A 26,107-nucleotide genomic window follows, 5' to 3' on the forward strand; every position below is an offset into this window, starting at 1 on the left:
ACTTTACTCCGCGACATCCGATAGGTTGAACCCCCTGACAACGCGGACTTCTCCGCTCGAAAGCTCCACGAGCGCGACGGGAATGGTTCCCTCCCGCGCCCAGTAGAGCCCGTCATCGTGGGGCAGTTCGGTCAGAACGCGGCCCTGTCGGACCGCCCTTGCCTGCTCCGAACCGAGGTCGATGGCCGGGATGTCGTCCAGCCCCACCTCCAGTGGCAAGAGTATCTGTTCAAGCGTCGCGCCCTTGCCGATTTCGTTCAATTTGTCCAGCGAAATCGCTTGGGACAGGTCGAACGGGCCAGCCTTCACGCGGCGCAAAAGGGTCACGGTTCCGCAGGTTCCAAGGGCCCTGGCGATGTCCCGCGCCAGGGAACGGATGTAGGTGCCCTTGGAGACGTGGGCGAGCAGGGTTGCCCCTTCCTCCGCATCGAATCGGTCCAGGCGCAGCTCGAACACGGTGACCGCGCGCGTCTTCATCTCCACCTCCTGCCCGGCGCGGGCCAGGTCGTAGGCGCGCTCGCCGTCCACTTTCAGGGCGGAATAGATCGGCGGCACCTGCTCGATGGGGCCGGTGAACTGCGCCAGCACGCCTTCGACTTCGGCCTGGTCCGGGCGCACGTCGCTGGTCGCGATCACTTTGCCTTCGAGGTCGAGCGTGTCCGTTTCCGAGCCGAAGCGCACGGTGAAGAGGTAGCTCTTGCTGGCATCGAGCATGCGTCCGGCCAGCTTGGTCGCCTCGCCCAGCGCTATCGGCAGCACACCCGTGGCCAGTGGGTCCAGCGTGCCGCCATGCCCGACCTTCACTTTCTTGCCGTAACCCGCCTCGCGCAAGTTGCGCTTCACGGCGGCAACGGCCTGGGTGGAGCCAAGGCCGAGCGGCTTGTCGAGGACGATCCAGCCATGGGGGGCCGGGCGGGGAGGAACGGTGGAATTCATGGCATCCCCCAAGGCCCGCGAGGCCGGTTTGTCAACGCCCGGACGGCCGGATGCTCAGGCCCCGGCCACGAACTGCGCCAGCGCGTAATAGTGATCGGTCGCCCAGATCACCGGCGGCAGGACCAGGCGCCGCACCACGCCCCATTGCGGGAAGAAGTAGGGCACCACCAGCAGGAGCACGATCAGCAGCGGGAAACCGTAAGGCCGGAACCGCTCGTATTGCGCCGCTGCGGCGCGCGGCAACAGGCCCTCGACGATGTGCGATCCGTCGAACGGCGGGATCGGCAGCAAGTTGAACAGGGCCAGGAAGACGTTGATGGTGATGAAATTGTTGAGGTTCATCGCCGCAAAGGTCAGTCCGGCGCCTTCGGCGTTCCCGGCAAAGCGCACCAGCAGCCCCAGCAGCAACGCGCCGACAGCGGCGAGCACCAGATTGGTGCCCGGTCCGGCGGCGGCGACCACCATCATGCCCCGGCGCGGATCGTTGAGCCGCCAGCGGTTGACCGGCACCGGCTTGGCCCAACCGAAGATCGGCAGCCCGGTCAGCGCCAGGAACCCCGGCAGCGCGATCGTACCCATCGGGTCGACGTGTCGCAGCGGGTTGAGCGACAGCCGCCGTTGCTCCTGCGCGGTCGGATCGCCGAGCGCGAGAGCAGTCCATCCGTGCGCCACCTCGTGGAAGACGATGGCGATGATGAGGGGGATGATGAGCGCCGCGGCCTGCAGCAGGGTCTGGTTCATGGCGCTGATCTAGGGGCGAGCGCCCCCGCCTGCAATGGAGCAGGACCGGGCGAGGCGGATGCCGCTACGAAAATCCCCGCAAGGGCATTGTGCAGGTCCTCTCGCCCCGGCCAATTCGGGGCCCCGGCATCACCGGGCCATGGCTTCGCCGAAATGCTTGCGGCAGAGCGCGACATAGCGATCGTTCCCACCGATTTCCGTCTGCGCTCCTTCATGCACCGCGGCTCCGGCAGCATCGACGCGCAAGTTCATCGTCGCCTTGCGGCCGCAGTGGCACACCGCCTTCAGCTCGATCAGGGCATCGGCAATGCCCAGCAGGACAGCAGACCCGGGGAACAGCTCCCCGCGAAAATCCGTACGCAAGCCGTAGCAGAGCACGGGGATGTTCTCCCGGTCGGCAACATGGGCGCATTGCCAGGCCTGCGCCGGGGTGAGGAACTGCGCTTCGTCTACCAGAACGCAGGACAGCGGCTCCACCGAATGAGCCGCTCTCACTTGCGAGACGAGGTCGGTATCGGGCAGGAAACGGTGCGCCGATGCGTGCAGGCCGATGCGGCTTTCGATCGCATGGTCGCCGCCGCGGGACTCGCTGCGGTCGTCTATCGCCGCAGTCCACAACATCGTGCGCATGCCGCGCTCGTGATAGTTGAAGTTGGCCTGAAGCAAAGTCGCCGATTTGCCGGCATTCATGCTGGCATAGTAGAAATAGAGTTTAGCCATCGGAGTTGGGGATAACATGCCCCTCGGCCGCCCGCACGGCGTCCCTCGCGATTGTCCCCGCTTGAATGAAAGCCCCTGCCGTTATCTAATCCCGTCAGCCGAAACCGGCGTCCGGGCATCTGGAGTCTCGGCAGGGCCGGAAACAGGCTGAGCTGGAGTTAGACAGGCCCCGAAGTTAGACAGGCCCCGAAGTTAGAGAGGCCCCGAAGTTCGAGAGGCCCGAAGTTCTAGGCAGGGAGTTGGGCATGAAGAGATGGATCGCCTTGGTCGTGATCATCGCGCTGGCTGGAGCGGCGGCCGGATATGTCGTCGATGCCCCCTTCGCCCCGCACGTCGCCGCCTCCTCCCGACAGACCACCGCCCTGTTCGATAGCGCCGCCGCAGCGCTGGTCGCCGCTTTGGGACGCGGCGGCGCCATCGCTGCCCCGCTCGTGCTGGGCGCCCTGCTCTGCGCGCCGATACTGCTGCTCTGGCCCCGAACGCCGGCGCTCAAGGCGCTCCCCGGCCCGGTGTGGCGGCCCGAACCCTTGACCGCGGACCCGTTGAGCGTCGAACAGCCGATGGGCGCCGACATGTTCGACCCCGAAGCGCCCCTGCCCCGCCCGGTCGTGCTGATCCGCAAGGCCCGGTCGCGATCGCGGGACTGGTTCGGCGATGCCAGCTGGCTGGGCGGCCTGCCGAAGCTGGCCGGCATTCCCTGGCCGCGCGGCAGCGACGGTGCGGCGCTGCCGTTCGCCGCGCAGATCGACCTGGCCGAAATCGCCGCCGCCTGCCCGGAGACGCCGCTGCCGAAGTCCGGCTCCCTGGCTTTCTTCGTTGGGACCGGCGCCGTCGTGCCGGTCCCGGCCGGAGCCCGCGAGTTCACCGATCCTCCCGCAGGCAGCGAGGGCGGCCTGTCACTGGCCGCGGCGGACCGGGCCCCGGATGACGCGTTCTACCCCTTCTGGCCGGTGGAAGCGCTTGCCGTCCCGCTGCCCGAAGAGCTGCGCGACCGGCACGAACTGGGCAACGAGCAAGCCGTCGAACAGGCGATGACCGAGTGGCTCGCCATGCGCTATCCCTTGCGCGACGGGCCGCTGACCGTGCGCGAGCCGGTGGAGCGGGTCTGGTGGCATGGCGCGATCCACCTGGCCGCGCGTTTCCATGCCGCCCTGGACGAAGCCTCGCGCCTGGTGGACAAACGTACCGACAGGACCGCCGACGCGCGCGAGGATGTCGAACTGCTGGGCGCCGATCCGGGCACGACATCGCTGCGCCTGGAAGCCGCCCAGCGCGCCTTCGACCGGGAGGACGCGAAACTCCACGCCACATGCGAGCAGCAGGCCGCGCTCGCGCAAGTCACGCAGGCCATGGACGGCTTCACCAGCGAGCGGGATCCCTGGACGCCGCTGACCCACGACGAATTCGCCGTGCTTCAGGATGTCCTGGCCCATGTGGCCCGTGATTGCGCCGACCTGGTGCGGAACCGCGCGCCGGCGACGATGGCGGAACTCTCCGCTTTCTCGCTGCGAGCGATGGTTTCGGGGCCGCCGGAAGCTCTGGCGCAAGTGTCCGATGCGGAACTCGCGCGGATCAATGCCGGCTACCGGCTCGCCAATGCYCACCAGCACGAAGTGTTCGGCCCCGGCGGCTGCCACCGTGCGGCGCGCGACGACCATCGGGGCGAGATCCTGCTGCTGCAGCTCGCCAGCGACGACATGATGGGATGGCATTGGAGAGAATCGGGGAGAGAGTCGGGGGGCGATACGGGGAGAGCCTCGGGGCTCTACCAGTTCTGGATCAGCCCGCCCGATCTGGCGCGGCGCCGGTGGGACCGGGTTTCGCTGACGTTCGAACCCGGCTGACCGGGCGGATCAGTCCTCGAGGTCGCGCTTGACCCGCGGATCGTTGAGCAGCGCGTCGATCCGGCTCGCCTCTTCGAAAGTATCATCGGTGCGGAAACGGATCTTGGCGGCGAACTTCAGCTTCAGCCGCTGCGCCACTTCGCGCTGGAAGAACGCGGTATGCGTCTGCAGCGCCTTTAGCACGATTTCCTCATGCTCGCCGAGCAGGGGCTTCACGAAGACGGTGGCGATGCGCAGGTCCGGCGTCATGCGCACTTCGGTGACGGAGACCGAATGCGTGCTCAGCGTATCGTCGTGAACCTGCTGGCGCGTGAGGATCTCGGAAAGGACGTGGCGCACCTGCTCACCCACCTTCAGGAGGCGGACGGAGTGCTGTTCGGATGTGACTTGCTGGCGTACCATGGCTTTGTTCCATGTGGGCGGACGACGACAATTTGCAACAATTGATTACGGCTCCAAGGCTCATTTGTGTGGTTTAGCCCTGTGAAACCACCATTTCGAGGAACCGGAAATGCACAAGTTCACCGCCACCCTGCTTGCTGCGGCGCTCGTCGCCCCCACCGTCGCCGCACCGGCCATGGCCGCGCCGGACCGCCACACCTCTTCGCATGCGGACACTTCTCATCCGGGTAACGGCCATGCCGACAAGAGCCCGCACCAGTTCCGCAAGGGCGAGAAGTTCGACCAGAGCCGCGCCACGCACTACCAGGCCGTGGACTACCGCAAGTACCGCAATGTGAAGGCCCCGCCGCGCGGCTATCACTACGTGCGTTCGGGCAATGACCTGCTGCTCGTCGGCATCACCAGCGGCATCGTTGCCGCCGTGACGAGCGGCATGTTCCGCTGATCCCTCCCGGATAGACGAAACCGGCCAATGGGGCGTCGCGCTTGGCGGAGCGCGGCGCCCTTTGCGCATCACATCTTCGCGACGATCCGCGCCAGCGTTCGCACATTGCGCGCCGCACCCCGGCTGCCGAGGCGCTTTTCGATGAAGGCCATCGTCAGCGGACTTTCGCTCATCGGCCCGCCGAAATCCACGAAGAGGCAGCGATCGCCCAGCGCCAGTCGCTCGGCGCCGATGCTGCCGTGGTCGCCCACGAGGCGGCCGAACTGCTGCTTGGTCGGTTGCCGCTCCAGCAGCACGCTATGGACGAAAGTGTCCTCGCTGCCCACGAACGGGTTTTCCTCCACGGCCGCGCGGATCTCCGCGCGACTGCGCACCGCCACGAAGGCGCCCATGTCGAAGCGATCGCGCATCAGGTAGGCCAGGAGGTCTTCCAGGCCCTCGGTCGGACGGTCCTCGTAATCGAACAGGACATTGCCGCTGGAGATCACCGTTTCGGCATTCTCCAGTTCCTCGCGCGCGAAGGCGTAGCGCAAGTCCGCCATCGACAGACGATCGCCGCCCACGATCAGGGACTCGAAAAAGGCGCAATAGCGGGTCATGGCAGGGTCATCGATTCCATAAGCTGAATGGCTGCCGGGCATGTCTGCCGGGCGCTTCCTCACCTGCACGAGCCGCGGAGAGGCTGCAAGTCATCCCGCAAGCCGCCATCCGTCGCCGCAGGGCGCCGTCGTCCGGCCAGGCGGCCCAAACGGCAACGGCCACCGCCGGGTTTCCCCGACGATGGCCGTTTCATGGTCTTTCAACCGAAACCGGCGGATATCAGCCGACGGTACGTTCGCGGTGGCTGACTTCGAAGACTTCGAGGTGGTCGCCCGCCTTGATGTCGTTGGTGTCGGCCAGGACCACACCGCACTCCAGACCGGCGCGGACTTCGTCCACGTCGTCCTTGAAGCGGCGCAGCGAGGAGATCGTCGTTGCCGAAACGATGACGTCGTTGCGGGTAAGACGCGCGCTGAGACCCTTGCGGATGAAGCCTTCGACGACCAGCAGACCGGCGGCCTTGTCGCGCTTGCCGGCCGGGAAGACCTGCTTGACTTCGGCGCGGCCGACCACGGTTTCGATGCGCTCCGGACCCCAGATGCCGGCCATCTGCTTCGCGACCTCGGCGGTCAGCTCGTAGATGACGTCGTAGTACATCATCGGGGTCTTGGTCTTCTCGATCTGCTCGCGCGCCTTGGCGTTCGGGCGGACGTTGAAGCCCACGATCGGCGCGCCCGAGGCCGAAGCCAGGGCCACGTCGGTTTCGGTGATGGCACCGACGCCCGAGTGCAGGATGCGCACCTTGATCTCGTCGTTCGAGAGGGCATGGAGCGCGGCGTTGATCGCCTCGACCGAACCCTGCACGTCCGCCTTGACCACGACCGGGTACTCGATGACGTTCTGCTTGGCGGCAAGCGCCGAGAACATCGTGTCGATGCTGGCCGGCGCCATGGCGGTGCGCTTGGCAGTCGCCTGTTCCTGACGGTAGGCCGAAACCTCGCGGGCACGCTGTTCGCTGTCCACGACGCTGAGCAGGTCACCGGCCATCGGCACGCCGCCGATACCGAGGACTTCCACCGGCATCGAAGGCGGAGCGACCTTCACCTGGCGTCCCTTGTCGTCGAGCATGGCGCGCACGCGGCCGCTCTCGGTACCGACGACGAAGATGTCGCCGACCTTCAGGGTGCCGCGGTTGACCAGCACGGTCGCGAGCGGACCCTTGCCCTTGTCGAGCTTGGCTTCGATCACGGTCGCCTCGGCCTCGCGGTCGGGGTTAGCCTTCAGTTCCATCAGTTCGGCCTGGAGCAGGATCTTCTCGATCAGATCGTCGAGACCCGCGCCGGTCTTGGCCGAGACTTCCACGTCCTGGACATCGCCCGACATGGCTTCGACGATGACTTCGTGCTCCAGCAGGCGCTCGCGCACCTTCTGMGGATTGGCCTCGTGCTTGTCCATCTTGTTGATGGCCACGATCATCGGCACGCCCGCGGCCTTGGTGTGATTGATGGCCTCGATCGTCTGCGGCATGATGCCGTCGTCGGCAGCGACCACCAGGATCACGATGTCGGTGACGTTCGCACCGCGCATACGCATCTGGGTGAAGGCGGCGTGACCAGGCGTGTCGAGGAAGGTGACGAGGTCACCGCCCTTGGTCTTGATCTGGTACGCGCCCATGTGCTGCGTGATGCCGCCGGCTTCGCCGCGCACCACGTCGGTGCCGCGAAGCGCGTCGAGCAGCGAGGTCTTGCCGTGGTCGACGTGGCCCATGATGGCGACGACCGGGGGACGCGGCTTCAGCGTCTCTTCGGCATCGACGTCGATGGAGGTGTCGATGTCGACATCGCTTTCGGACACGCGCTGGATGTTGTGGCCGAATTCGGTGACGAGCAGTTCAGCGGTATCCTGGTCGATCGTCTGGTTGACGGTGACCATCATGCCCATCTTGAACATCGCCTTCACCAGGTCGGCGCCCTTTTCGGCCATGCGGTTGGCGAGTTCCTGAACGGTGATCGCCTCGGGGACGATCACGTCGCGGACCTGCTTCTCGCGCTGCTGCGACTGGCCGCCGAAGTGGGCACGACGTTCCTTCTCGCGGGCGCGCTTGAGCGCGGCGAGCGAACGGGCGCGGGCGCCCTCGTCGTCGTTGAGCGCACGGTTGACCGTGAGCTTGCCCGACTGGCGGCGGTCGCCGCCCTTGCGGTCGCGATCCGGCGTGCTGCGCGGCGGCGGCGGCGGAGCGCCCTTCTTGGCTGCGGCAGGACCCTTCGGTGCGGCGGCAGTGCCGCTGCTGGCGGGGCCGGCATTGCCGGTGGTTGCGGCAGCTGCATTGCCGGCATTGCCAGCGGCGGCGTTGCCTGCGGCAGCGTTGCCGGCGGCGGCGGCCGGAGCCTCGGGCTTGCGGGGCTGAGGACGTGCAACCGGGGTAAAGCGGCGCGGCGCGGGAGCCGGAGCGGCCACGGGCGCGGCAGCAACCGGCTTCGCAGCAGCTTCAGGCGCCTTGGCGGCAGGCGCGGCGGCTTCCGGAGCCGACGCTTCGGCGGCAGGCGCAGCTGCGGCCGGTTCGGCAGCGGCAGGCGTCTCGGCAGGCGCTTCCTGCACGGGAGCCGCAGTATCCTGGGCCGGAGCGTTCTGGACAGCCTCGGCTTCGCGAGCCTTGGCAGCTTCCTCTTCGGCGCGCTTGCTTTCCTGGGCGCGGTTTTCTTCGGCGCGGCGCTTTTCTTCTTCCATCGCGCGCACCTTTTCCTCGTGCTCGCGGCGGTTCGATTCCTCAAGCGAGGCGAGTCGGGCTTCCTCGGCCTCACGCTGAAGACGGGCGACGCGCTCCTGCGGCGTCTCGTTCGACGGAATCGGCTTGCGGGGCGCAGCCGGCGGCGGCGCAGCCCGCTGCGGTGCGGGCTGGGGAGCCGACGGGGCCGGGGCAGCGGCCTGCGGAGCCGGGGCGGGAGCCTGGGGCGCGGGAGCGGCCTCGACAGCGCCTTCGGAGCCCGGCTTGCCGAGCACCTTGCGGCGCTTCACCTCGACCACCACCTTGTTGGTGCGGCCGTGGCTGAAGGTCTGCTTGACCTCACCCGCTTCCACGGAACGCTTAAGCCCCAATGGCTTGCGGCCCAGGGTCGGTTTGTTGTCGGTCTCGCTCATATCTCTCGTCGTGCCCTTCAGTCTCAATTCGTCGCCTCGGGCGCGGCGCTGCGTGCCGGCCCGTTGCTACCATCCATACCGTCCCCGTCCGTCTCGGTGCGGGGCTGCCCCTGGAAATGCAGAAGGCGCTGCAGCAGCGAAGCGACTCGTTGAGCCGCGCCACGATCATTCAGCGCCAAGTGAACGACGTTGTCGCGGCCCAATGCCACAGACAGCGTCTCTCGGTCCAGAGGCAAGCGTGTGCCCTTGAGACCGCTTCCTTCCGCCTCGCTCCCGACTCTCCAGGCCTGGTCGAGCTTGCGCGAGCCGTCTTCGCTCGCATCGGCGGCATGGGCAAGCCATGTGACCCGGCCCTCTCGCGCGTTCTGCGCGATACGGTCGGAGCCCATAAGCAACTTGCCCGATTTCAGTTCGAGGCCCAGCCGGTGAGTCAGTGCGCGGATCAGCGCCTGTTCTATCCGTTCGGCGAGGTCTTCCGGGATCGTGAGCGCGGCACCTTTATAGGCGCGCGCCATCGCTCCCTTTAATTTGCCCTTCTCGAGCGAATTTTCAAGAGTGTCACGAGAAACGCCGATCCACGCGCCGCGCCCGGGGGCACGCGCGTGGATGTCGGGAAGAACGAGTCCGTCCGGCGAGATCGCCAGACGGATGTAGTCTTCACGCGCACCGACCTCCCCGGAGAGAATGCATTTCCTCTCCGGCCCGGCGCCGTCGATGTCGGAGCTTACGCGCTCATTGCGAGGATTCCGCATCGGCGGCCTCCTCGGATTGCGGTTCTTCGTCGAACCAGTGAGCGCGGGCTGCCATGATGATTTCGTTACCCTGTTCTTCGTTCAGGCCGTACTCGCCGAGCACGCCGCCCTTGTCTTCGTCACGCGCACGGCGGTTCACCGAACCGTCGCGGCGGCGCTGCTCGGAGCGCTTCTTGGCGATCAGCTCGTCGGTGGCGAGATCCGCCAGGTCGTCGAGCGTCTTGATGCCGGCCTTGCCGAGAACCACCAGCATCGCCTCGGTGAGGTGCGGCAGTTCGGACAGGGCGTCCTCGACACCGAGACCGCGGCGTTCCTCGCGCGAGGCTTCTTCGCGGCGCTCGAGCGCTTCCTGGGCGCGGCTCTGGAGTTCCTGGCCGAGTTCTTCGTCGAAGCCTTCGATGGCGGCCAGTTCGTTGAGGTCGATGTAGGCGACTTCCTCAAGCTCGCTGAAGCCTTCGGCCACCAGCAGCTGCGAAAGGGTCTCGTCCACGTCGAGCTCTTCCTCGAACATCTTCGAGCGCTCGGTGAATTCCTTCTGGCGCTTCTCCGAAGCCTCGGCCTCGGTCATGATGTCGATCTGCGAGGCAGTCAGCTGCGAGGCAAGGCGCACGTTCTGGCCGCGGCGGCCGATCGCCAGCGAAAGCTGGTCATCGGGCACGACGACTTCGATGCGGCTTTCTTCCTCGTCGATGACGACGCGGCTGACGGTCGCGGGCTGGAGGGCGTTGACCACGAAAGTCGCGGTGTCTTCGCTCCAGGGGATGATGTCGATCTTTTCGCCCTGCAGTTCCTGCACGACGGCCTGAACGCGGCTGCCCTTCATGCCGACGCAGGCGCCGACCGGGTCGATCGAGTGATCGTGGCTGATCACGCCGATCTTGGCGCGCGAACCCGGGTCACGGGCGGCGGCCTTGATCTCGATCACGCCGTCGTAGATTTCGGGCACTTCCTGCGCGAAGAGCTTCTTCATGAAGTCCGGGTGCGCGCGGGAAAGGAAGATCTGCGGCCCGCGGTTCTGGCGCTCGACACGCATGACCAGCGCGCGAACGCGCTCGCCGACGCGGGCGGCTTCGCGGGGGATCTGCTGGTCGCGGCGGATCACGCCTTCGGCGCGGCCGAGATTGACGATGACGTGGCCGAATTCGACCGACTTGATCACGCCGGTGATGACTTCGCCGGCGCGGTCCTTGAATTCTTCGTACTGGCGGTCACGCTCGGCATCGCGGACCTTCTGGAAGATCACCTGCTTGGCCGACTGCGCGTCGATGCGGCCGAGGTCCACCGGGGGCAGCGGGTCGACGATGAAGTCACCCAGGGCCGCGCCCTTCTGAAGCTTGTCGGCCTGCTTGAGGTCCACCTGCTTGAAGTAGTCCTCAACTTCTTCGACCACTTCGACGACGCGCCACAGACGCAGGTCGCCGGTGCGCGGATCGAGCTTCGCGCGAATGTCGTTTTCCGCACCGTAACGGTTGCGGGCTGACTTCTGGATGGCTTCTTCCATCGCCTCGATGACGATCGACTTGTCGATCATCTTCTCCGAAGCGACGGAGTTCGCGATCGCGAGCAGCTCGGCGCGGTTGGCGGAAATCGCACTGGCCATGGCTTAGTCTTCCTGTTCCTCGACAATCTCGTCGGCCCCGCTGTCATCCAGCGGGCGGGTTGCTGCGATCAGCTTGTCCGTGAGGACCAGCCTTGCGGAATGAATGTCGCCGAGTGGGAAAGTCACCCGGCCGGACTTCTTGTCGTCGATCGTGATCTGATCGCCGTCGATGCCGACCAGGTCACCGGTCAGCCCCTTGCGGTTGCCTTCCACGGGTGCGGTCAGGCTTACCTTCACTTCGTGCCCGGCCCAGTTGGCGTAATCCTTCGGGCGGGTCAGCGGACGATCGATGCCGGGCGAGCTGACTTCGAGGCGATAGGCTTCCTCGATCAGCGTTTCGCCGGCTTCTTCCAGCGCGTCCATGCGATCGGAGATGCGGTGCGAAAGCTTCACGCAGTCATCCAGCACGAGCTGGCCGGTGGCCGGGTTCTCGGCCATGATCTGCAGGGCGATCTCATCGTCGCCCACTTCGCTCTTGCCGAAGATTCGCACGCGCACCAGGTCGAAACCGAGGGCGTTGACCTCAGGTTCGATGACTTCGGTAATGCGTGCAATGTCGGCCAAGCCGTATCTCCGGTAAAAATCGTGCTGTTCGGCAACGCAGTTTCGCGCCGGCCCCTTCCGGCGCCAGCCCGAACCTTGTGTCACCAATGTCGGGATGAGGCGCAGATAAGCGCATCGCCGGTAAAAAGCAAGAGAGAGGATTCCGGTCTGCCGGTCGGGCGAAACCGATGTCCGCGGCTTCAGGCCAAGGCATTGCCGGGGCGTGGGCCGGTGCCGCTCGAAAACGGACGGGCGCCCGTTCTTGCCGATCGGAAAGGTCGATTAAAAAGTGCAGGCCGGGCGAGTGTTCGGGTGGGGGGGGGCTCGCCCGGCCTGCGTCCAGCGGGGGGAGGGCCGCCCGCCGGTAAGTTGGGAGTCACGTCACGGCGCGACTCATCAGCCCGGCCCGTCGCATGGAGACCGCGCTGCGTCCTCCGACCACGAGGTGGTCGTGGAGCTCGATTCGCGCGGTCTCGCACAAGGCGGAGAGCCGGCGCGTGGCGATCACGTCCGCCCGGCTGGGCAGCGGATCGCCGGAAGGGTGGTTGTGCACCAGCACCAGGCCGACGGCCCGATGCTCCAGCACGCGTTGCAAAAGCGACCGGGAGCCGGCCCTGATCGTGGCCTCGCAGCCTGTCGTGCAGGCCACTTGTCCCACCAGCCGCCCTTCGGCATCGAAAGGCAGTTCAAGCATCACCTCGCGGCGAAGGCAGCCCAGGTGGGTTACCAGCGTTTCGAGGAGACTTCGCGAGAGCGGCCGGATGCGACTGCAACCCGGGACCAGTCCTGCCACGAGGGATCGTTGCCAAGCCGCTGCTTGCGCCAGACATGCAGGATCGTACCGATCGCTATCGCCGAAAGCGCCAGGAACGTGGGCGTCCCCCGCATCACGGCGTAGACCGTTGGCGGAATTCCGATGTCCGCCCATCGTGCGAAATGCGCGCTGAGGCTCAACAACTGCAACGAGGTTGCCCATAGCGGCCAAATCCTTCGGGCCTGGAGCGCGAGATAGCCGAAACCGGCCGTTCCCACGGCATCCGTCAGCAGCGACGTGGGATCCACGCTCCTGAAACGACTGGGCAGCAGGCTTTCTCCGCCGACTTGCAGCAGGACCATCGCCAGGATGATCGCGGCGCCCCACCGTTCGGGCGCGCCGCCCTGCCAGAAGGCCAGCGCCACGGCGACGACCAGCAGCAGGAAGAAAGCAAGCTGTTCAGAGTTTCCCAAGGACGCTCCCCATTTCGAACGAGTCCCCGATCAGGCCGCGATTTCGGCGAGCGGCTGATGCTCGCCTTCGGCCTTGTCCGGGCAGCGGACCGGAATATCCATCGTCTCTGCCAGCTTCGACAGGTCGCTATGCGCACGCACCAGTTCGGAGCGGGCCTCGATCAGGCTGCGCTGCATGGCTGCAACGCGCGCCATCGGGCGCTGGGTGCTATGGGCGTTATCGACGATCGCAAGGCGGCCGCGAGCGATTTCCGCCATGAGTTCGCTGGCCTTGGCGAGAAGCTCATCCATGTCGTTCTCGACCGACTGGATGCTCCGGGTGATCCGCATTCCGACAATATCCGGTGTCATATTCGTCGCCTCCCACGGGGAATTCCGAGATCGAAGGCATCCGGCAAGAAAGATCACCGGGTCGGTGGGCCGGATCGGTGGACCAGCGCGCCGCTAAAGCAGTTTTTCCAGAGCCTCGGCGATCGCCAGGGTGGCCGCAAGGGTCACCGCCATGATCAACGCCAGCAAGAAAACCGCCCCTACGCGCCCCGCCCTTCCGAACCTTGCATCGAATGCCTCCAGGCCTGCCGGCTCGGCAACCCGGGCATCGAACCAATCGGGATGCCGTGCCATGGGCCGTGCATCGGAGAGGACGAAGACCGGATCCGCCGTCAGATCCTGATCGCTCTCATCCCCCTCTCCCGACCCCGCGTCGATACGGGAAAAGCCATATGTGGATTTGCCACATAGCTCCACGAGCTGCCCATAAAGGCGCGCCGTATCCTTGCGGTTGAGGGTTCCCCACTTGTCGCGCACGGCATTGATGCGCTGGTCCACCGTGTTCGGCGCGATGCCGATTTCGCGGGCGATTTCCTTGGTGGTACGGTGCATCAGCAGCAGGTCGAGAACTTCGACCTGCTTGGACGTCAAGTTTTCCAACAACCCTGTTGCTTCGGAAATGTCGGTTATCTCTTGCACATCGGCCCTCATTCGCGCCTTCCGTGCACTATAACGGCAAATCCCACTAGGGAAAATTAAAGCAAAACGGCAGACAGGCTTTCCTAAACGGCCACTTAATGCTTGTTATTCACCGAGATTTCGCGGCCGTGACTGGGCCGATGGCGGCGCGGAGGGCGCCTGCCCGCCTTCCGACAGGCGGTGCTTCTTCATGCAATGGCGCAACTGGTCATAGGACAATCCCATAGCCGACGCCGCGCGGCGCTGGTTCCAGCGATGCCGGTCGAGCGCCTCGACCAATAGCCCGCGTTCGTAAGCCTCTACCGAAGCCCGCAGCCCGGCGCCCGCTTCTACGGGCGCAGCCGGCGCCGGCCTTGCCGGGACGGCGGCCGCCGGAATCGGCGCGGGGGAAGGCTCGGCAGCGGCGGCGGGCATCCACGGGTTCTCGAAAGGATCGAAGACGATTTCGGCGATCGGCGCGTGCTCGTTCGCCCAGCGATAGACTGCGCGCTCCGTCACGTTCCGCAGCTCGCGCACATTGCCCGGCCAGTCATGCGCCTCCAGCACCGCCATGGCCTGCGGCGAGAAACCGGGCCAGGTATCCCACTCCAGCTCGCTCGCCATGCGCCGCCCGTAGTAGTCGGCTAGTTCGTAGACATCGCCTTCCCGCGCCCGCAGCGGCGGCAGGTTGATGACCTCGAAACTCAGGCGATCGAGCAGGTCGGCGCGGAACGTGCCTTGCTCGGCCATGCGCGGCAGGTCGGCATTGGTGGCGGCAACCACGCGCACGTCGACCTGCACCGGGCGCGAGGCACCGATTCGCGCGATCTCGCCATATTCGATGGCCCGAAGCAGCCGCTCCTGCGCGGCCATCGACAGAGTGCCCAGCTCGTCGAGGAACAGCGTCCCCCGATCCGCTTCCTCGAACCGGCCGGCTCTTGCCCGCACCGCGCCGGTGAAAGCCCCAGCCTCGTGCCCGAACAGCTCCGCTTCGATCAGCGTTTCCGGCAAGGCGGCGCAGTTCATGGTGATCAGCGGCTCGCCCCAGCGCGGCGAGAGGTGATGGAGCCGCTGGGCGATCAGCTCCTTGCCGGTCCCGCGCTCGCCGATGACCAGCACCGGACGCCGCACCGCCGCGGCCCGACTGGCGCGCTCCACCGCGTCGAGGAAGGCGGTGGATTGACCGATGAATTGAACGTCTCGCTCCATTCCCAACTATTAGCGAATTTCACCATTCATTGGCAATTCATCTTTTGCGCCCTCCCCCACCAAGCGTCTGAAATCGCAGAAATCCGCATGTTTTCGAGTTTGGCACGCCCCTTGCGATGACATGGGCAAATTCACGAGATCCGACAGAGGAACACCAGGATGTCCTTCCAGAACGCCAGCATCGTTGCCAGCAGCCACCCGAGCAAGCAGCCGGCCAGCTTCCAGGCCAATGGGCGGGAACGCAGCAAGCTCGACTGGGCGATCATCGCTGCCGTGCTCGCCATGGGCACGCTGAACCTCTTCGCCATGAGCGACCGCATCGCCCCGCCGGCCCATGCCGCTCCCGTTTGCGGAGCACCGCTGCAGTGAGCAGGCTCGACGCGGAAATCGAAATCCTGCAAGCATCGGAGCAGGACGCTCCTCGCTTTCAGGAAAGGCGCGCCCGCCCGTTCGACACCGCCTCCGGTTCGGGCGAAGGCTCCTTCTTCCGGGAGCCGCGCTTCAGCCAGGCCCGCAAGTTCAATCCCACCTCGATCAAAGGAACCGCCAGGATGGGTATCTTCTCCCGCACCCGCGACATCATCGCCGCCAATTTCAACGACATGTTGGACAAGGCCGAAGACCCCGGGAAGATGATCCGCCTCATCATCCTAGAGATGGAGGAAACCCTCGTCGAAGTGCGCACCAGCAGCGCGCGCACCATTGCCGACCAGAAGGAACTGCGCCGCCATGTCGGCAAGCTGGACCAGCTTCAGCACGACTGGGGCGACAAGGCCCAGCTCGCGCTGAGCAAGGACCGCGAGGACCTGGCCCGCGCCGCCCTGCTCGAAAAGAAGAAGGCCGGCGATATGGCCGAGCAGCTTCGTGCCGAGATCGCCGTGCTCGACGATGCCCTGCGCGCTTACGAGGAAGACATCGAAAAGCTGCAGAACCGCCTGCGCGAGGCCCGCAGCCGCCAATCCTCGATCGCCGCTCGCTTGCAGAGCGCCGAGAATCGCGTCAAACTGCGGACCTTGCTGTCGAGCGAGCGCGTGGACGAGGCCCTGGTACGCTTCGACCAGCTCGAGCGGCGCGTCGATTATGCCGAAGGCCGTGCCGAGGCGATGAGCCTGGGCGACAGCCGCCAGCCGACGCTCGCCGAGGAAATCGCCGCCTTGCAGGACGGCGATACGATCGACGCCGAACTCGCCGAGATGAAGCGCGCGATGGGGAATGGCCAATCGACCGCAGGCCAGCCGACCGCAGGCCAGTCGACGCCGGAATGACAGCGGCACACCTGACATCCCGGCAGGTGCCTTGCCGAAACGTACATGCCGCCCGCGAAGGGCCATGACCGGGAACCGGGGTCTGCCGACCCGACCACTGTCATAACGGGCAAGCCCGGATCCACGCCGGGCAGCCCGAGGGAAAGGGAACAACCAGTGTCACGCGGACAATTCTATCTCGACAAGTCGAACGCCAAGCTGGCCGGCGTCTGCTCCGGCATTGCGGACTATACCGGCGTCGACACGCTCTGGATTCGCATCGCAGCCGTGCTGCTGACCTTCTTCGTCTCCTTCGTGACGATCCCGATCTACATCGCCGTCGCCCTCATGGCGGACAAGCGGCCGATGAGCCTCTACAGCGAGGACGAGGAAGAGCGCCTGCTGCGCCGCATGGAACGCCGCCGAAATCGCCAGGGCTTCGGACACAACCTGATGCGCTCGGCACCGAACCGTTCCGGTCGCCTGCGCAGCGAACTTTCGGACATCGACCGCCGCGTCGCCGAGATGGAAGCGCACTACACCAGCAGCAATTCGCGCCTCGCCGCCGAAATCGACAGTCTGCGCTGATACGCAGGCTGCCAACACCGGGTAACAGGGATTAGCCCAAGATGGATTCTCACACTCTCGCCCTCCTCATCCCGCTGGCCCCGTTCATGATTGCGGGCTTCGCGATCTGGACCCGGCACCAGCGCCGCATGGCCGAACTGCAGGTGACGGCCACCGCCGAAAAGGCCGCGCAATACGCTTCCCACTCCCGCGAGCTGGAAGAGCGCGTGCGGGTGCTCGAACGGATCATCACTGACGGCGGCTACGATACCGCGCTCCAGATCGAGGCCCTGCGCGACGTGCGCGAAACCGAAAAGGCCCCCACTGACAAGGCGACCCGGCAATGAGCTTCGGGGACTTCGTCGGGCTGGCCACCTTCATGGGCGGGATGGTCGCGATAGCGGCGATCCTGGCCGGAGCCTACAAGCGCCGCCTTGCCTTCCTCGAACGCAAGCTGGAGATCGCGGCGGGGCAAACGGCCGAAAAGGCCGCCCGCCACGCCGCCCCCAATGCCGCGATCGAGAACCGCCTGCGCGTGCTGGAAACCATCATCACCGACGGCGCCTGGGACACCGCGCGCCAGATCGAATCGCTGCGCGCCCCGGACGGCGAGCCGCGCGCGAACTGACGGGGGGCCGGAAGAACATGGATTACTCAACGCTCGAAATGCTCATGCCCGTCCTGGTCACGGCCACGGCGCTGGGCATCGGCGGCTGGATCTTCAACAACTGGCTGCGCATGCGCCACGGCTATCCGCTGGAGAATTCCTGGGGCAAGGCCGTCTATCCCAAGGACGACGCCGAAGCGCAGGCCCGTGTCCAGTTGATCACCCAGGAAAACGCCCAGCTTCGCGCAGAGATCGGCGCGATCAAGGACCGCCTCGCCAGCGTCGAGCGGATTGTCACGGATCAGGGTTATGATGTAGCCCGTCAGATCGAGAGCCTGCGAGAGGCTCGCCACGATGCCCGCCGCGAGGTGACCCAATGAGCTTCTGGACTGCCGTAGTCGTCATCTTCGCGATCGCCGCGGTAACCTGGCTCCGTGCCCAGAAACTGCGCGGAGAAAAGCCGGGCTTCCGACTGGACGGCCATGGCGAGCGCGAGCACGAACTGGAAACCGAAGTCGAGAAATTGCGCAAGCGCATCGCCGTGCTCGAACGCATCGCCACCGACGAGCGCCGCGAAAAGGATCTCGCACGCGAAATCGAGTCGCTGCGGGATTGAGAGTACGTCGTCCCGGCTCAAGGCCGGGACGACGCCTTCTTTTACGGCACCTTCGCATCCAGTTCCGCCAGCCACACCGCCGCGCTGGCATCGGACGGCGCGCGCCAGTCTCCGCGCGGAGACAGCGCACCGCCGGAGGACACCTTCGGCCCGTTCGGCACGGCGGAGCGCTTGAACTGGCTGAACGCGAAGAAGCGGCGCAGGAACTTCTCCAGCCAGGAACGGATCGTGGCGAGGTCGTACGCGTTCTTGCGATCGTCCGGGAAGCCCGCAGGCCAGGTGCCCGCCGCCGCTTCACGCCAGGCGTGGAGCGCCAGGAACGCCACTTTCGACGGCTTCTGCCCGAAGCGCACGATGTGGTGCAGGAAGAAGTCGTTGAGTTCGTAAGGCCCGATTTTCGCCTCGGTACTCTGGATCGCGCCGTCCGCCCCGGCAGGCACGAGTTCGGGCGAAATCTCGGTGCCGAGGATCGCCAGCAGCACCTCTTCGGTCTCTGCGCCGAACTGGTCGGTCGTGGCGCACCAGCGGATCAGGTATTGGATCAGCGTCTTGGGCACGCCGGCGTTGACCGTGTAGTGGCTCATCTGGTCGCCGACGCCGTACGTGCACCAGCCCAGCGCCAGTTCGGAGAGGTCGCCGGTGCCGATCACGAAGCCGTCGTTCTGGTTGGCCAGGCGGAACAGGTAATCGGTGCGCAGGCCCGCCTGCACGTTCTCGAACGTCACGTCGTAGACCGGCTCGCCATTCGAGAAGGCATGGCCGATGTCCTTGAGCATCGTCGTGGCGGCGGGGCGAATGTCGATCTCTTCGGCGTGGATGCCCACCGCCTTCATCAGCGTCCAGGCGTTTGACTTGGTGCCCTCGCTCGTCGCGAAACCGGGCATCGTGTAGCCGCGAATGAACGTGCGCGGCAGGCCCAGCCGGTCGCAGGCGCGCGCGGCAACGATCAGCGCGTGAGTCGAATCGAGCCCGCCCGAGATGCCAATGACCATCGACCTGGCGCCCGTCGCCTCGATGCGGCGCATCAACCCGCCCACCTGGATGTTGAACGCCTCGTAGCAGTCGGCATCGAGCTTGTCGGCGCGCGAGGGCACGAAGGGGAAGCGCGAGACCGGACGGATCAGGCCGATATCGCCGCCCGCCGGGGCATGGCGGAAAGGCACGGTGCGGAAAGTCTCGTCCGGCCGGCCTGCCACTTCACCCGCGTCGTTGAACGTGGGTACGCGGATGCGGTCCATCATGATGCGGTCGACATCGACATCGGCGATGCAGAGTTCGGCTTCCAGCGAGAAGCGCTCGCTCTCTGCCAGCAGGTCGCCCAGTTCGTAGACGATGCCCTGCCCGTCCCACGCCAGGTCGGTCGTGCTCTCGCCATGCCCGGCAGCGGAATAGATGTAGGCCGCCGTCGCGCGGGCGGACTGCGAGCGGCAGAGCAGATGCCGTTCGTCCGACTTGCCGATCACGATGTTGGAGGCGGAGAGGTTGCACAGGATCGTCGCCCCCGCCAGCGCGCCCAGCGAGCTTGGCGGGGTGGCGGCCCAGATATCCTCGCAGATCTCCACGGCGAAGCGGAAGTTCGGCAGCACTTCGGACGCGAAGACGAGATCGACGCCGAAGGGCACGTCCTGCCCGTTCACGCGGATGGTCTGGCCCTTGATCGTCTTGCCGCTGGCGAACCAGCGCTTTTCGTAGAACTCGCGGTAATTGGGCAGGTAGGACTTGGGCACCACGCCCAGCAGCCGCCCATGCGCGATGGCGAGCGCGCAGTTGTAAAGCCGCCCCTTGTGGGACAGCGCCGCGCCGACCAGCAGCACAGGGGAGAGATCGGCGCTTGCCCGCACGATCTCCGCCACGGCCGCTTCCACCGCCTCGATCATCGCCCCCTGCAAGTGCAGATCGTCGATCGCGTAGGAGGAGATGCAGAGTTCCGGGAAGACCACCAGGTCGACATGCGCCTCATGCGCGCGCTGCGCCTCCGCCAGCACGGCATCGCGATTGAAGGCGACATCGGCAGTGCGGACCTTGGGCGTGGAGGCGGCGACGCGCACGAAGCCGTGTTCGTGCATGGCGTAGAAAGGATGTGCACTCATGGGCAAATCCCTGACAGGAACCGCGACGTGAGGCAACTTCCCCTTGCCCTCCCCCGTGCCGCGCTTAAATGGCGAGAGATGCGCAGCCTCGACGACATCCGCGAAGAATACGAGTTTTCCGAAGGCGATGAACGCTATCGCCTGCTGATCGGCCTTGGCGCCGAACTCGATCCCATGCCCGACGCGCTGAAGACGGACGCCACCAAGGTGCGCGGCTGCTCGGCCAGCGTCTGGGTCTATCCGATGGCGCGGGAGGACGGCACGCTGCACTTCCTGGCGGACAGCAATGCGGCCATCACCAAGGGCATCGTCTCGCTGGTGATCGCCGCCGTGCAGGACCGCCCCGCCGCCGAAGTCGCCGAAACCGACATCGCCGCCGCCCTGGCGCCGTTCGACCTCAAGAACCAGCTCTCGTCCAACCGGACGCAGGGCGTGCCGAACATGATCGCGCTGATCCGCGAGACGGCCGCCCGCTACGCCTCCGGACAGAACGCAGGCAGCACGACTTGAAGAAGGCCAGCCGCCCGCTCTGGATGGCAGCGGGGCTGTTCTTCGTCGCGCTCGGAACGATCGGCATCTTCCTCCCGGTCATGCCTACGGTGGTGTTCTACCTGCTGGCGGCCTGGTGCTTCGGCAAGAGCCATCCCGAATGGGCCGAGCGGCTCTACAACCACCCTACCCACGGTCGCCACTTGCGCGATTGGCGCGACCGGCGCGCGATCAGCCGCAAGGGCAAGGTCTCCGCGATCCTGGCGATGAGCGCTTCGATTCCCTTCACATGGTTCACGGTGGGCTGGCCCTGGGTGCTGATCCCGGCCGGAGTGCTGCTGGTGATCGGCCCCTGGATCTGGACGCGCGCGGAATAGCCACGACGTCGCCCCGGACTTGATCCGGGAAGAGGGGCTCGCAGCGCTACTCCACCGCGTCCCGCAGCACGGCGATTCCCTGCTGGCGCTGGCGGCGCAGTTCCTGCTTCAGCACGGCCGGATCGCGCGCGATCACGAAGCCGAAGCTCACCCCGCCCTCCTTGCCGATGGTCGCATGGTGCAGCTTGTGCGCCTGGACCAGCCGCTTGGCATAGCCGCGCTTGGGCACCCATCGGAAATAGCGCTGATGGACGAGACCGTCGTGGATCAGCGTATAGATCACGCCGTAGAGCAGTACGCCCAGCCCTATCCAGGTTCCCGGCGCCCATGCCCCGGCGCCCATGACCAGCGGCGAACCCAGCGCAAACATCGAAATGCTGATCGCCGCGCCGACCAGCGCGTAGAGATCGTTCCTTTCGAGGAGGTTGTCGTGCGGCTCGTGATGGTCGCGGTGCCAGGCCCAGCCGACCCCATGCATGATGTACTTATGGCTCGCCCAGGCGACGAATTCCATCGCTGCGGCAGAAGCGAGCACAATCAGAGCGGCGGAGAGAAACGACATGATCCTCGTTCTAGTCGCTTGGCTGCGCCTTGTCAGGTGCCGAGGATGGTCAAATGACGGTGCCGGCGGAATGTGCCGCGCGGCGGGCAGCCAGGAGGGGAAAGTTTGGAATGCAGATGCAGCCGCAGCGGCGCGGGGCCGGTACGGCTGCCCTGCATTCCTTATCTTTCAGRCGGCCTCTCCCGTCGGGTCGCAGAGGCCGTCTACAGTCTCGTGGCTGCGACACTTAGTTACAAATGCCGACAGGACTGTGACCGGTGAGTCTTCTGCCGTTCATGTTGAGACTTCTAAATCTGAATGCACGGAACAAATCCCGGAAAAAGAAGGAAAGTCCCATGCGCAAGATCACCCGTTTCATCGCTCCCGCCCTTGTCGCGGCCCTGGGTTTCTCGGCCGTCGCGCCGGGCATTGCCGAAGCGGCCGCGCCGCACCGCGAAGCCGCGCGCATCACGCCCAATCGCGAAGCGAAGATCCGCTCGGACATCGCCGGACTGCGCGGCGAGATCGACCGCGCCGCCGCCCGCCGCACGATCAGCCAGCGTGAAGCCACCGGCCTGCGCAACGACGCCGTCCAGATCCAGCGTCTCCATTCGACTTACGCCCGCGGCGGCCTGAGCCCGCGCGAGATGCAGACCCTGCAGGGCCGGATCGACCGCGTCCACGCCGCGCTCCATGCCGAACGCAACGACCGCAACGGCCACCGCCGCTGAGGGCCGCGACGCGCAGGCAGCCGGGGCGAGAAGCCCCGGTTGACCGCTTAGCGAATAATGTTGCGCGAAAAGGCACGCCCGTTCCCCTTGAATTGCGGGGCGGGCGGGCCTAATCGCGCTTTCACCATGACCACGAAACCGCGCACCCTCTACCAGAAGATCTGGGACGCCCACGTCGTCGACACGCGAGACGACGGAACCAGCCTCATCTATATCGACCGGCACCTCGTCCACGAAGTGACGAGCCCGCAGGCCTTCGAAAGCCTACGCGTGGCCGGCCGCCCGGTGCGGCGCCCCGATCTTACCCTTGCGGTTCCCGACCACAACCTGCCGACCACCGCGCGCAAGGATGCGCAGGGGCATGTGTTGCCCATCGCCGACCCCGAAAGCGCGCAGCAGCTGGCCGCGCTCAAGAGAAATGCGCCGGAATTCGGCATTCGCTATATCGACGCCACCGATGCCGAGCAGGGCATCGTCCACGTCGTCGGCCCCGAGCAGGGCTTCTCGCTGCCCGGCGCCACCATCGTCTGCGGTGACAGCCATACGGCCTGCCACGGCGGCATCGGCGCGCTGGCCTTCGGCATCGGCACCAGCGAGGTCGAACATGTCCTCGCCACGCAGACCCTGCTGCTCAAGCAGTCGAAGAGCTTCGAAGTCCGCGTCGACGGCAAGCTGGGCGCGGGCATCACCCCCAAGGACGTGGTGCTCCACATCATCGGCGTGATCGGCACGGCCGGCGGCACCGGCTATGTGATCGAGTTTCGCGGCAACGTCTTCGAGGAAATGTCCGTCGAAGGCCGCCTGACCGTCTGCAACATGGCGATCGAGGGCGGCGCCCGCGCCGGCCTGATCGCTCCGGACGAGACCACGTTCGCTTATGTCGAAGGCCGCCCCTACGCCCCGCAGGGCGATGACTGGGACAAGGCCCTGGCCTGGTGGAAGAACCTGGCGACCGACGAAGGCGCGACGTTCGACAAGACCGTCTCGATCCGCGCCGAGGATATCCAGCCGACCGTCACCTGGGGCACCAGCCCCGAGGACACGTCGGCCATCGGCGGCGTCGTTCCCGCGCCGGAAGACTTCGCCGACGCCTCCAAGCGTGACGCGGTGAAGGTCAGCCTCGACTACATGGGCCTCACCCCCGGCACCCGCCTCACCGAAGTGGAAGTGCAGAACGTCTTCATCGGCTCGTGCACCAACAGCCGCATCGAGGATATCCGCGCCGCCGCCGCCGTGCTCAAGGGCCGCCACAAGGCAGACAACGTGAAGTGGGCGATCGTCGTCCCCGGCTCGGGCTTGGTCAAGGCCCAAGCCGAGGCCGAAGGGCTCGACAGGATCATCATCGAAGCGGGCCTGGAATGGCGCGAACCGGGCTGCTCGGCCTGCCTCGCCATGAACCCCGACAAAGTGCCGGCAGGCGAACGCTGCGCCTCGACCAGCAACCGCAACTTCACCGGCCGCCAGGGCCCCGGCAGCCGTACCCACCTGATGAGCCCGGCCATGGCCGCCGCCGCCGCGGTGACCGGCAAGCTCACCGACGTGCGCGAACTGGTAGGATAAGAACGACATGTCCAACGATTCCGAAAACAACCTCGCCGGCCGCGCCGCTCTGGCAGCCGGTGCCGCCATCGGCTCGGCCGCGATCGCCGCGGCCCTGCTCTTCGTGAAGCGCCGCAAGGCCCGCGCGAACGAAAAGCCGCTGCACCCCGAACAGGCGCCCGAGACCGACTGATGCAGGCCATTTCCCACGTCGCCGGACGGGCCATCCCGTTCGGCCGCAAGAACGTCGACACCGACGTCATCATCCCGGCCCACTGGCTCAAGACCATCACCCGCGAAGGCCTTGGCAAGGGCGCGTTCGAGGCGGTGAAGAAGGAACCGGACAACGTCTTTGCGGACCCCGAGTTCGCAGGCGCGCCGATCCTGATCGCGGGCGACAACTTCGGTTGCGGCTCCAGCCGCGAACATGCCGCCTGGGCGCTGCTCGACATGGGCGTGACTTGCGTGATCGCGCCGAGCTTCTCGGACATCTTCTCGGGCAATGCCTTCAAGAACGGCATCCTCACCGTGGCGCTGCCGCAGGCGGCGATCGACCGGCTGATGGAAGTGGCGCAGACCGATCCGATCGACATCGACCTGGAAACCCAGACCGTAACCACGCGCTTCCAGGATCGCTACGGTTTCGAGATCGACCCGTTCCGCAAGCACTGCCTGCTGGGCGGGCTCGACGAAGTCGGCCTGACCATGGCGCAGGGCGATGCCATCTCGGCCCACGAGGCCAGGGCGCGCAGCGACCTGCCGTTCCTGGCGAAGACTCCGGCGAGCGCCTGAACCGGCTGTCGTCCCGGACCCGGTCCGGGACGACGCATCGCAAATCGCCATTGCCCCGACCCGCTTCGCGCCCTATCGGCAGGATAAGCCCTAGATCGAGGTTATCCGATGACGAGTTTCCAGGACCGCGAACGCGCTGAAGAGGCCAAGTTCGTGCATGACGCAGACACCCAGTTCCGCATCCAGGCGCGCCGCAACCGCCTGCTGGGCGAATGGGCCGCCGTGCGCATGGGGCTTTCTTCCGCCGAGACCGAGGCTTACGCCAAGGCCGTCGTCCAGGCCGACTTCGAGGAAGCCGGCGACGAGGACGTGATCCGCAAGCTGCTGGGCGATCTCATTGCTGCCGGTGTGGACGCGTCCGAAAACGAAATCCGCACCGCACTCGAAGCCAAGCAGGTCGAGGCGCGCCGCGCCTTCCTGGGCTGAACAGTCGTTTTCGGGCCGCGCCGGACATTCCGGTCCGGCCTGAAAATGCCCCGGCCAAGAGCCGAACGAAAGGAACCAGGCCATGGCCATGTCCGCCAGCGAAATCGAAGCCATGATCCGCACCGCCCTGCCCGACGCATCGGTCGAGATCACGGATCTTGCCGGTGACGGCGACCACTATGCCGCGCGCGTCACCAGCGCCGCTTTCGCGGGCAAGCCCCGCGTGGCCCAGCACAAGATGGTCTACGAAGCCCTGGGCGGCCGCATGGGCGGCGTGCTCCACGCCTTGCAACTCACCACCGCCGTCCCCAACTGAAGCCGGCATCGGAGCATTTTCAAGTCAGGTGAAATCACCCGACGGCCCGGAAAATGCGGCGAACAAAAGAAACGCAGAGCATGATACGTTCATGGTCTAGTCTGAAGGTTTATTGAAATGTCCGACGTCAACGCGCGCATCGACGAGATTGTAAAGAACAACGACATCGTCCTGTTCATGAAGGGCACCCCGCTGTTCCCGCAGTGCGGCTTCTCCAGCCGCGCGATCGCCATCCTCGAACAGCTCGGCGCGCCTTACGAGAGCGTCGACGTGCTGCAGGACATGGACATCCGACAGGGCATCAAGGCCTATTCGGAATGGCCGACGATCCCGCAGCTCTACGTAAAGGGCGAATTCGTCGGCGGCAGCGACATCATGATGGAAATGTACGAGGCTGGCGAACTGCACCAGCTCTTCATCGATACCGGCCTCGCCACCCAAGGCTGATCCCGGATCGAGCGAATGCCAAGGCGCCCGGGGGCAACTCCGGGCGCTTTTTCGTGCGCGCCCTCCCTTCGCAGATGCAGATGCACCCCGCCTGGGGCGCAAACTTCGGAGGGGCGATTTCGGGGGGTGGAGGGCTCGGGGAGACGGGGCCGGGAGACATTCGGCCCCGTCTCGTTCGAGACTACTCGAGGGTACGTTATCCTATAAGCATGAGCCATGCCAAATGGCAAATCTCCCGGTTTTCCGCCAATGGCCATGCACCCGCGCCTTCCAGGAACCC

Annotated in this window: 34 protein-coding genes; 18 read left to right on the forward strand and 16 right to left on the reverse strand. The window is 66.0% G+C overall.

The window, feature by feature from the left end; genetic code table 11:
* Positions 1-3: 3 nt before the first annotated feature.
* The 3 genes from truB to AB4Z00_RS14175 form a co-directional block, all read right to left on the reverse strand.
* Complete coding sequence (gene truB / locus AB4Z00_RS14165) at positions 4-936, reverse strand: tRNA pseudouridine(55) synthase TruB (RefSeq protein WP_314464782.1); 933 nt, start codon at positions 934-936, stop codon at positions 4-6.
* 54 nt (positions 937-990) lie between these two features.
* Complete coding sequence (locus tag AB4Z00_RS14170) at positions 991-1,677, reverse strand: site-2 protease family protein (RefSeq protein ID WP_132265082.1); 687 nt, start codon at positions 1,675-1,677, stop codon at positions 991-993.
* 129 nt (positions 1,678-1,806) lie between these two features.
* Entirely contained in the window at positions 1,807-2,397 is a 591-nt protein-coding gene (locus AB4Z00_RS14175) for a thymidine kinase (RefSeq protein WP_132265080.1), read from the reverse strand.
* 245 nt (positions 2,398-2,642) lie between these two features.
* On the opposite strand from AB4Z00_RS14175, the gene AB4Z00_RS14180 reads away from it, so the two are divergent.
* A complete protein-coding gene (locus tag AB4Z00_RS14180) occupies positions 2,643-4,241 on the forward strand; it encodes a DUF1963 domain-containing protein (protein ID WP_442046364.1) in 1,599 nt (532 codons plus the stop codon).
* Positions 4,242-4,250: 9 nt separating this feature from the next.
* On the opposite strand, the gene rbfA is transcribed toward AB4Z00_RS14180, so the two are convergent.
* Positions 4,251-4,643: a 30S ribosome-binding factor RbfA gene (rbfA, locus tag AB4Z00_RS14185; RefSeq protein WP_132265076.1), complete on the reverse strand. Its 393-nt coding sequence runs from the start codon at positions 4,641-4,643 to the stop codon at positions 4,251-4,253.
* 109 nt (positions 4,644-4,752) lie between these two features.
* Between rbfA and AB4Z00_RS14190 the strand changes: the two genes are divergently transcribed.
* Complete coding sequence (locus AB4Z00_RS14190; protein WP_442046365.1) at positions 4,753-5,088, forward strand: RcnB family protein; 336 nt, start codon at positions 4,753-4,755, stop codon at positions 5,086-5,088.
* 68 nt (positions 5,089-5,156) lie between these two features.
* Here AB4Z00_RS14190 and AB4Z00_RS14195 read toward each other — a convergent pair whose 3' ends face one another.
* The 10 genes from AB4Z00_RS14195 to pspF all read right to left on the reverse strand — a co-directional run bounded on the left by AB4Z00_RS14195 (position 5,157) and on the right by pspF (position 15,045).
* Positions 5,157-5,687 carry a DUF1697 domain-containing protein gene (locus AB4Z00_RS14195; protein WP_132265072.1) on the reverse strand — a complete coding sequence of 177 codons (531 nt, stop codon included), beginning with the start codon at positions 5,685-5,687 and terminating at the stop codon, positions 5,157-5,159.
* Between the two features lie 220 nt (positions 5,688-5,907).
* Positions 5,908-8,766 carry a translation initiation factor IF-2 gene (gene infB, locus AB4Z00_RS14200; protein WP_442046366.1) on the reverse strand — a complete coding sequence of 953 codons (2,859 nt, stop codon included), beginning with the start codon at positions 8,764-8,766 and terminating at the stop codon, positions 5,908-5,910.
* Between the two features lie 23 nt (positions 8,767-8,789).
* Positions 8,790-9,518, reverse strand: coding sequence for a DUF448 domain-containing protein (locus AB4Z00_RS14205; RefSeq protein WP_132265068.1), 729 nt, complete (start codon positions 9,516-9,518; stop codon positions 8,790-8,792).
* A complete protein-coding gene (gene nusA, locus AB4Z00_RS14210) occupies positions 9,499-11,118 on the reverse strand; it encodes a transcription termination factor NusA (RefSeq protein WP_442046367.1) in 1,620 nt (539 codons plus the stop codon). The genes AB4Z00_RS14205 and nusA overlap by 20 nt, the downstream gene beginning before the upstream one ends.
* 3 nt (positions 11,119-11,121) lie before the next feature.
* Positions 11,122-11,682, reverse strand: a complete 561-nt coding sequence (gene rimP / locus AB4Z00_RS14215; RefSeq protein WP_132265064.1) for a ribosome maturation protein RimP — start codon at positions 11,680-11,682, stop codon at positions 11,122-11,124.
* Positions 11,683-12,037: 355 nt separating this feature from the next.
* Positions 12,038-12,355: a JAB domain-containing protein gene (locus tag AB4Z00_RS14220; RefSeq protein WP_243654166.1), complete on the reverse strand. Its 318-nt coding sequence runs from the start codon at positions 12,353-12,355 to the stop codon at positions 12,038-12,040.
* Positions 12,356-12,384: 29 nt separating this feature from the next.
* Positions 12,385-12,888, reverse strand: coding sequence for a hypothetical protein (locus AB4Z00_RS14225; RefSeq protein WP_134095224.1), 504 nt, complete (start codon positions 12,886-12,888; stop codon positions 12,385-12,387).
* Between the two features lie 30 nt (positions 12,889-12,918).
* Positions 12,919-13,239: a hypothetical protein gene (locus AB4Z00_RS14230; protein WP_243654165.1), complete on the reverse strand. Its 321-nt coding sequence runs from the start codon at positions 13,237-13,239 to the stop codon at positions 12,919-12,921.
* Positions 13,240-13,332: 93 nt separating this feature from the next.
* Positions 13,333-13,869: a LuxR C-terminal-related transcriptional regulator gene (locus tag AB4Z00_RS14235; RefSeq protein WP_132265058.1), complete on the reverse strand. Its 537-nt coding sequence runs from the start codon at positions 13,867-13,869 to the stop codon at positions 13,333-13,335.
* A 93-nt stretch (positions 13,870-13,962) separates the two neighbouring features.
* Positions 13,963-15,045, reverse strand: coding sequence for a phage shock protein operon transcriptional activator (gene pspF, locus AB4Z00_RS14240; RefSeq protein ID WP_442046368.1), 1,083 nt, complete (start codon positions 15,043-15,045; stop codon positions 13,963-13,965).
* A 159-nt stretch (positions 15,046-15,204) separates the two neighbouring features.
* On the opposite strand from pspF, the gene AB4Z00_RS14245 reads away from it, so the two are divergent.
* The 7 genes from AB4Z00_RS14245 (at position 15,205) to AB4Z00_RS14275 (ending at position 18,079) form a co-directional block, all read left to right on the forward strand.
* Positions 15,205-15,414, forward strand: a complete 210-nt coding sequence (locus tag AB4Z00_RS14245; RefSeq protein WP_442046369.1) for a hypothetical protein — start codon at positions 15,205-15,207, stop codon at positions 15,412-15,414.
* Positions 15,411-16,310, forward strand: a complete 900-nt coding sequence (gene pspA / locus AB4Z00_RS14250; protein WP_243654164.1) for a phage shock protein PspA — start codon at positions 15,411-15,413, stop codon at positions 16,308-16,310. Before AB4Z00_RS14245 ends, pspA begins: the two co-directional genes overlap by 4 nt.
* A 156-nt stretch (positions 16,311-16,466) precedes the next feature.
* The gene (locus AB4Z00_RS14255) at positions 16,467-16,877 is read left to right on the forward strand and encodes a PspC domain-containing protein (RefSeq protein WP_134095222.1); all 411 of its coding nucleotides are present in this window, start codon (positions 16,467-16,469) and stop codon (positions 16,875-16,877) included.
* Positions 16,878-16,918: 41 nt separating this feature from the next.
* Positions 16,919-17,203 (forward strand): hypothetical protein, encoded by a 285-nt coding sequence (locus tag AB4Z00_RS14260; protein ID WP_132265050.1) that lies wholly within the window; start codon positions 16,919-16,921, stop codon positions 17,201-17,203.
* Positions 17,200-17,484 carry a hypothetical protein gene (locus AB4Z00_RS14265; protein ID WP_132265048.1) on the forward strand — a complete coding sequence of 95 codons (285 nt, stop codon included), beginning with the start codon at positions 17,200-17,202 and terminating at the stop codon, positions 17,482-17,484. The genes AB4Z00_RS14260 and AB4Z00_RS14265 overlap by 4 nt, the downstream gene beginning before the upstream one ends.
* Positions 17,485-17,501: 17 nt before the next feature.
* Entirely contained in the window at positions 17,502-17,843 is a 342-nt protein-coding gene (locus AB4Z00_RS14270; RefSeq protein ID WP_431568248.1) for a hypothetical protein, read from the forward strand.
* Positions 17,840-18,079, forward strand: coding sequence for a hypothetical protein (locus AB4Z00_RS14275; RefSeq protein WP_132265044.1), 240 nt, complete (start codon positions 17,840-17,842; stop codon positions 18,077-18,079). The genes AB4Z00_RS14270 and AB4Z00_RS14275 overlap by 4 nt, the downstream gene beginning before the upstream one ends.
* A gap of 41 nt (positions 18,080-18,120) precedes the next feature.
* Here the strand turns inward: AB4Z00_RS14275 and AB4Z00_RS14280 are convergent, their stop codons facing one another.
* Positions 18,121-20,169 carry an NAD(+) synthase gene (locus AB4Z00_RS14280; RefSeq protein ID WP_134095219.1) on the reverse strand — a complete coding sequence of 683 codons (2,049 nt, stop codon included), beginning with the start codon at positions 20,167-20,169 and terminating at the stop codon, positions 18,121-18,123.
* 78 nt (positions 20,170-20,247) lie between these two features.
* Here AB4Z00_RS14280 and AB4Z00_RS14285 point away from each other — a divergent pair, with 78 nt between their 5' ends.
* Positions 20,248-20,679, forward strand: a complete 432-nt coding sequence (locus AB4Z00_RS14285) for a SufE family protein (RefSeq protein WP_132265355.1) — start codon at positions 20,248-20,250, stop codon at positions 20,677-20,679.
* Positions 20,676-21,035, forward strand: coding sequence for a YbaN family protein (locus tag AB4Z00_RS14290; RefSeq protein ID WP_132265040.1), 360 nt, complete (start codon positions 20,676-20,678; stop codon positions 21,033-21,035). Before AB4Z00_RS14285 ends, AB4Z00_RS14290 begins: the two co-directional genes overlap by 4 nt.
* A gap of 46 nt (positions 21,036-21,081) precedes the next feature.
* On the opposite strand, the gene AB4Z00_RS14295 is transcribed toward AB4Z00_RS14290, so the two are convergent.
* Complete coding sequence (locus AB4Z00_RS14295) at positions 21,082-21,597, reverse strand: sterol desaturase family protein (RefSeq protein WP_442046370.1); 516 nt, start codon at positions 21,595-21,597, stop codon at positions 21,082-21,084.
* Between the two features lie 335 nt (positions 21,598-21,932).
* Here AB4Z00_RS14295 and AB4Z00_RS14300 point away from each other — a divergent pair, with 335 nt between their 5' ends.
* The 7 genes from AB4Z00_RS14300 (at position 21,933) to grxD (ending at position 25,827) form a co-directional block, all read left to right on the forward strand.
* A complete protein-coding gene (locus tag AB4Z00_RS14300) occupies positions 21,933-22,307 on the forward strand; it encodes a hypothetical protein (RefSeq protein ID WP_132265036.1) in 375 nt (124 codons plus the stop codon).
* A gap of 126 nt (positions 22,308-22,433) precedes the next feature.
* A complete protein-coding gene (leuC, locus tag AB4Z00_RS14305) occupies positions 22,434-23,867 on the forward strand; it encodes a 3-isopropylmalate dehydratase large subunit (RefSeq protein WP_132265034.1) in 1,434 nt (477 codons plus the stop codon).
* A gap of 7 nt (positions 23,868-23,874) precedes the next feature.
* A complete protein-coding gene (locus AB4Z00_RS14310) occupies positions 23,875-24,039 on the forward strand; it encodes a hypothetical protein (RefSeq protein ID WP_165921371.1) in 165 nt (54 codons plus the stop codon).
* The gene (gene leuD / locus AB4Z00_RS14315; RefSeq protein WP_132265032.1) at positions 24,039-24,638 is read left to right on the forward strand and encodes a 3-isopropylmalate dehydratase small subunit; all 600 of its coding nucleotides are present in this window, start codon (positions 24,039-24,041) and stop codon (positions 24,636-24,638) included. The genes AB4Z00_RS14310 and leuD overlap by 1 nt, the downstream gene beginning before the upstream one ends.
* Before the next feature lie 108 nt (positions 24,639-24,746).
* Complete coding sequence (locus AB4Z00_RS14320) at positions 24,747-25,064, forward strand: DUF1476 domain-containing protein (RefSeq protein ID WP_132265030.1); 318 nt, start codon at positions 24,747-24,749, stop codon at positions 25,062-25,064.
* An 82-nt stretch (positions 25,065-25,146) separates the two neighbouring features.
* Entirely contained in the window at positions 25,147-25,380 is a 234-nt protein-coding gene (locus tag AB4Z00_RS14325; protein WP_132265028.1) for a BolA/IbaG family iron-sulfur metabolism protein, read from the forward strand.
* A gap of 117 nt (positions 25,381-25,497) precedes the next feature.
* On the forward strand, positions 25,498-25,827 hold the full coding sequence (gene grxD / locus AB4Z00_RS14330) for a Grx4 family monothiol glutaredoxin (RefSeq protein ID WP_132265026.1): 330 nt from the start codon (positions 25,498-25,500) through the stop codon (positions 25,825-25,827).
* Positions 25,828-26,107 lie beyond the last annotated feature (280 nt).

The organism is Novosphingobium sp. YAF33 (assembly GCF_052113265.1).
Lineage (GTDB): Bacteria > Pseudomonadota > Alphaproteobacteria > Sphingomonadales > Sphingomonadaceae > Novosphingobium.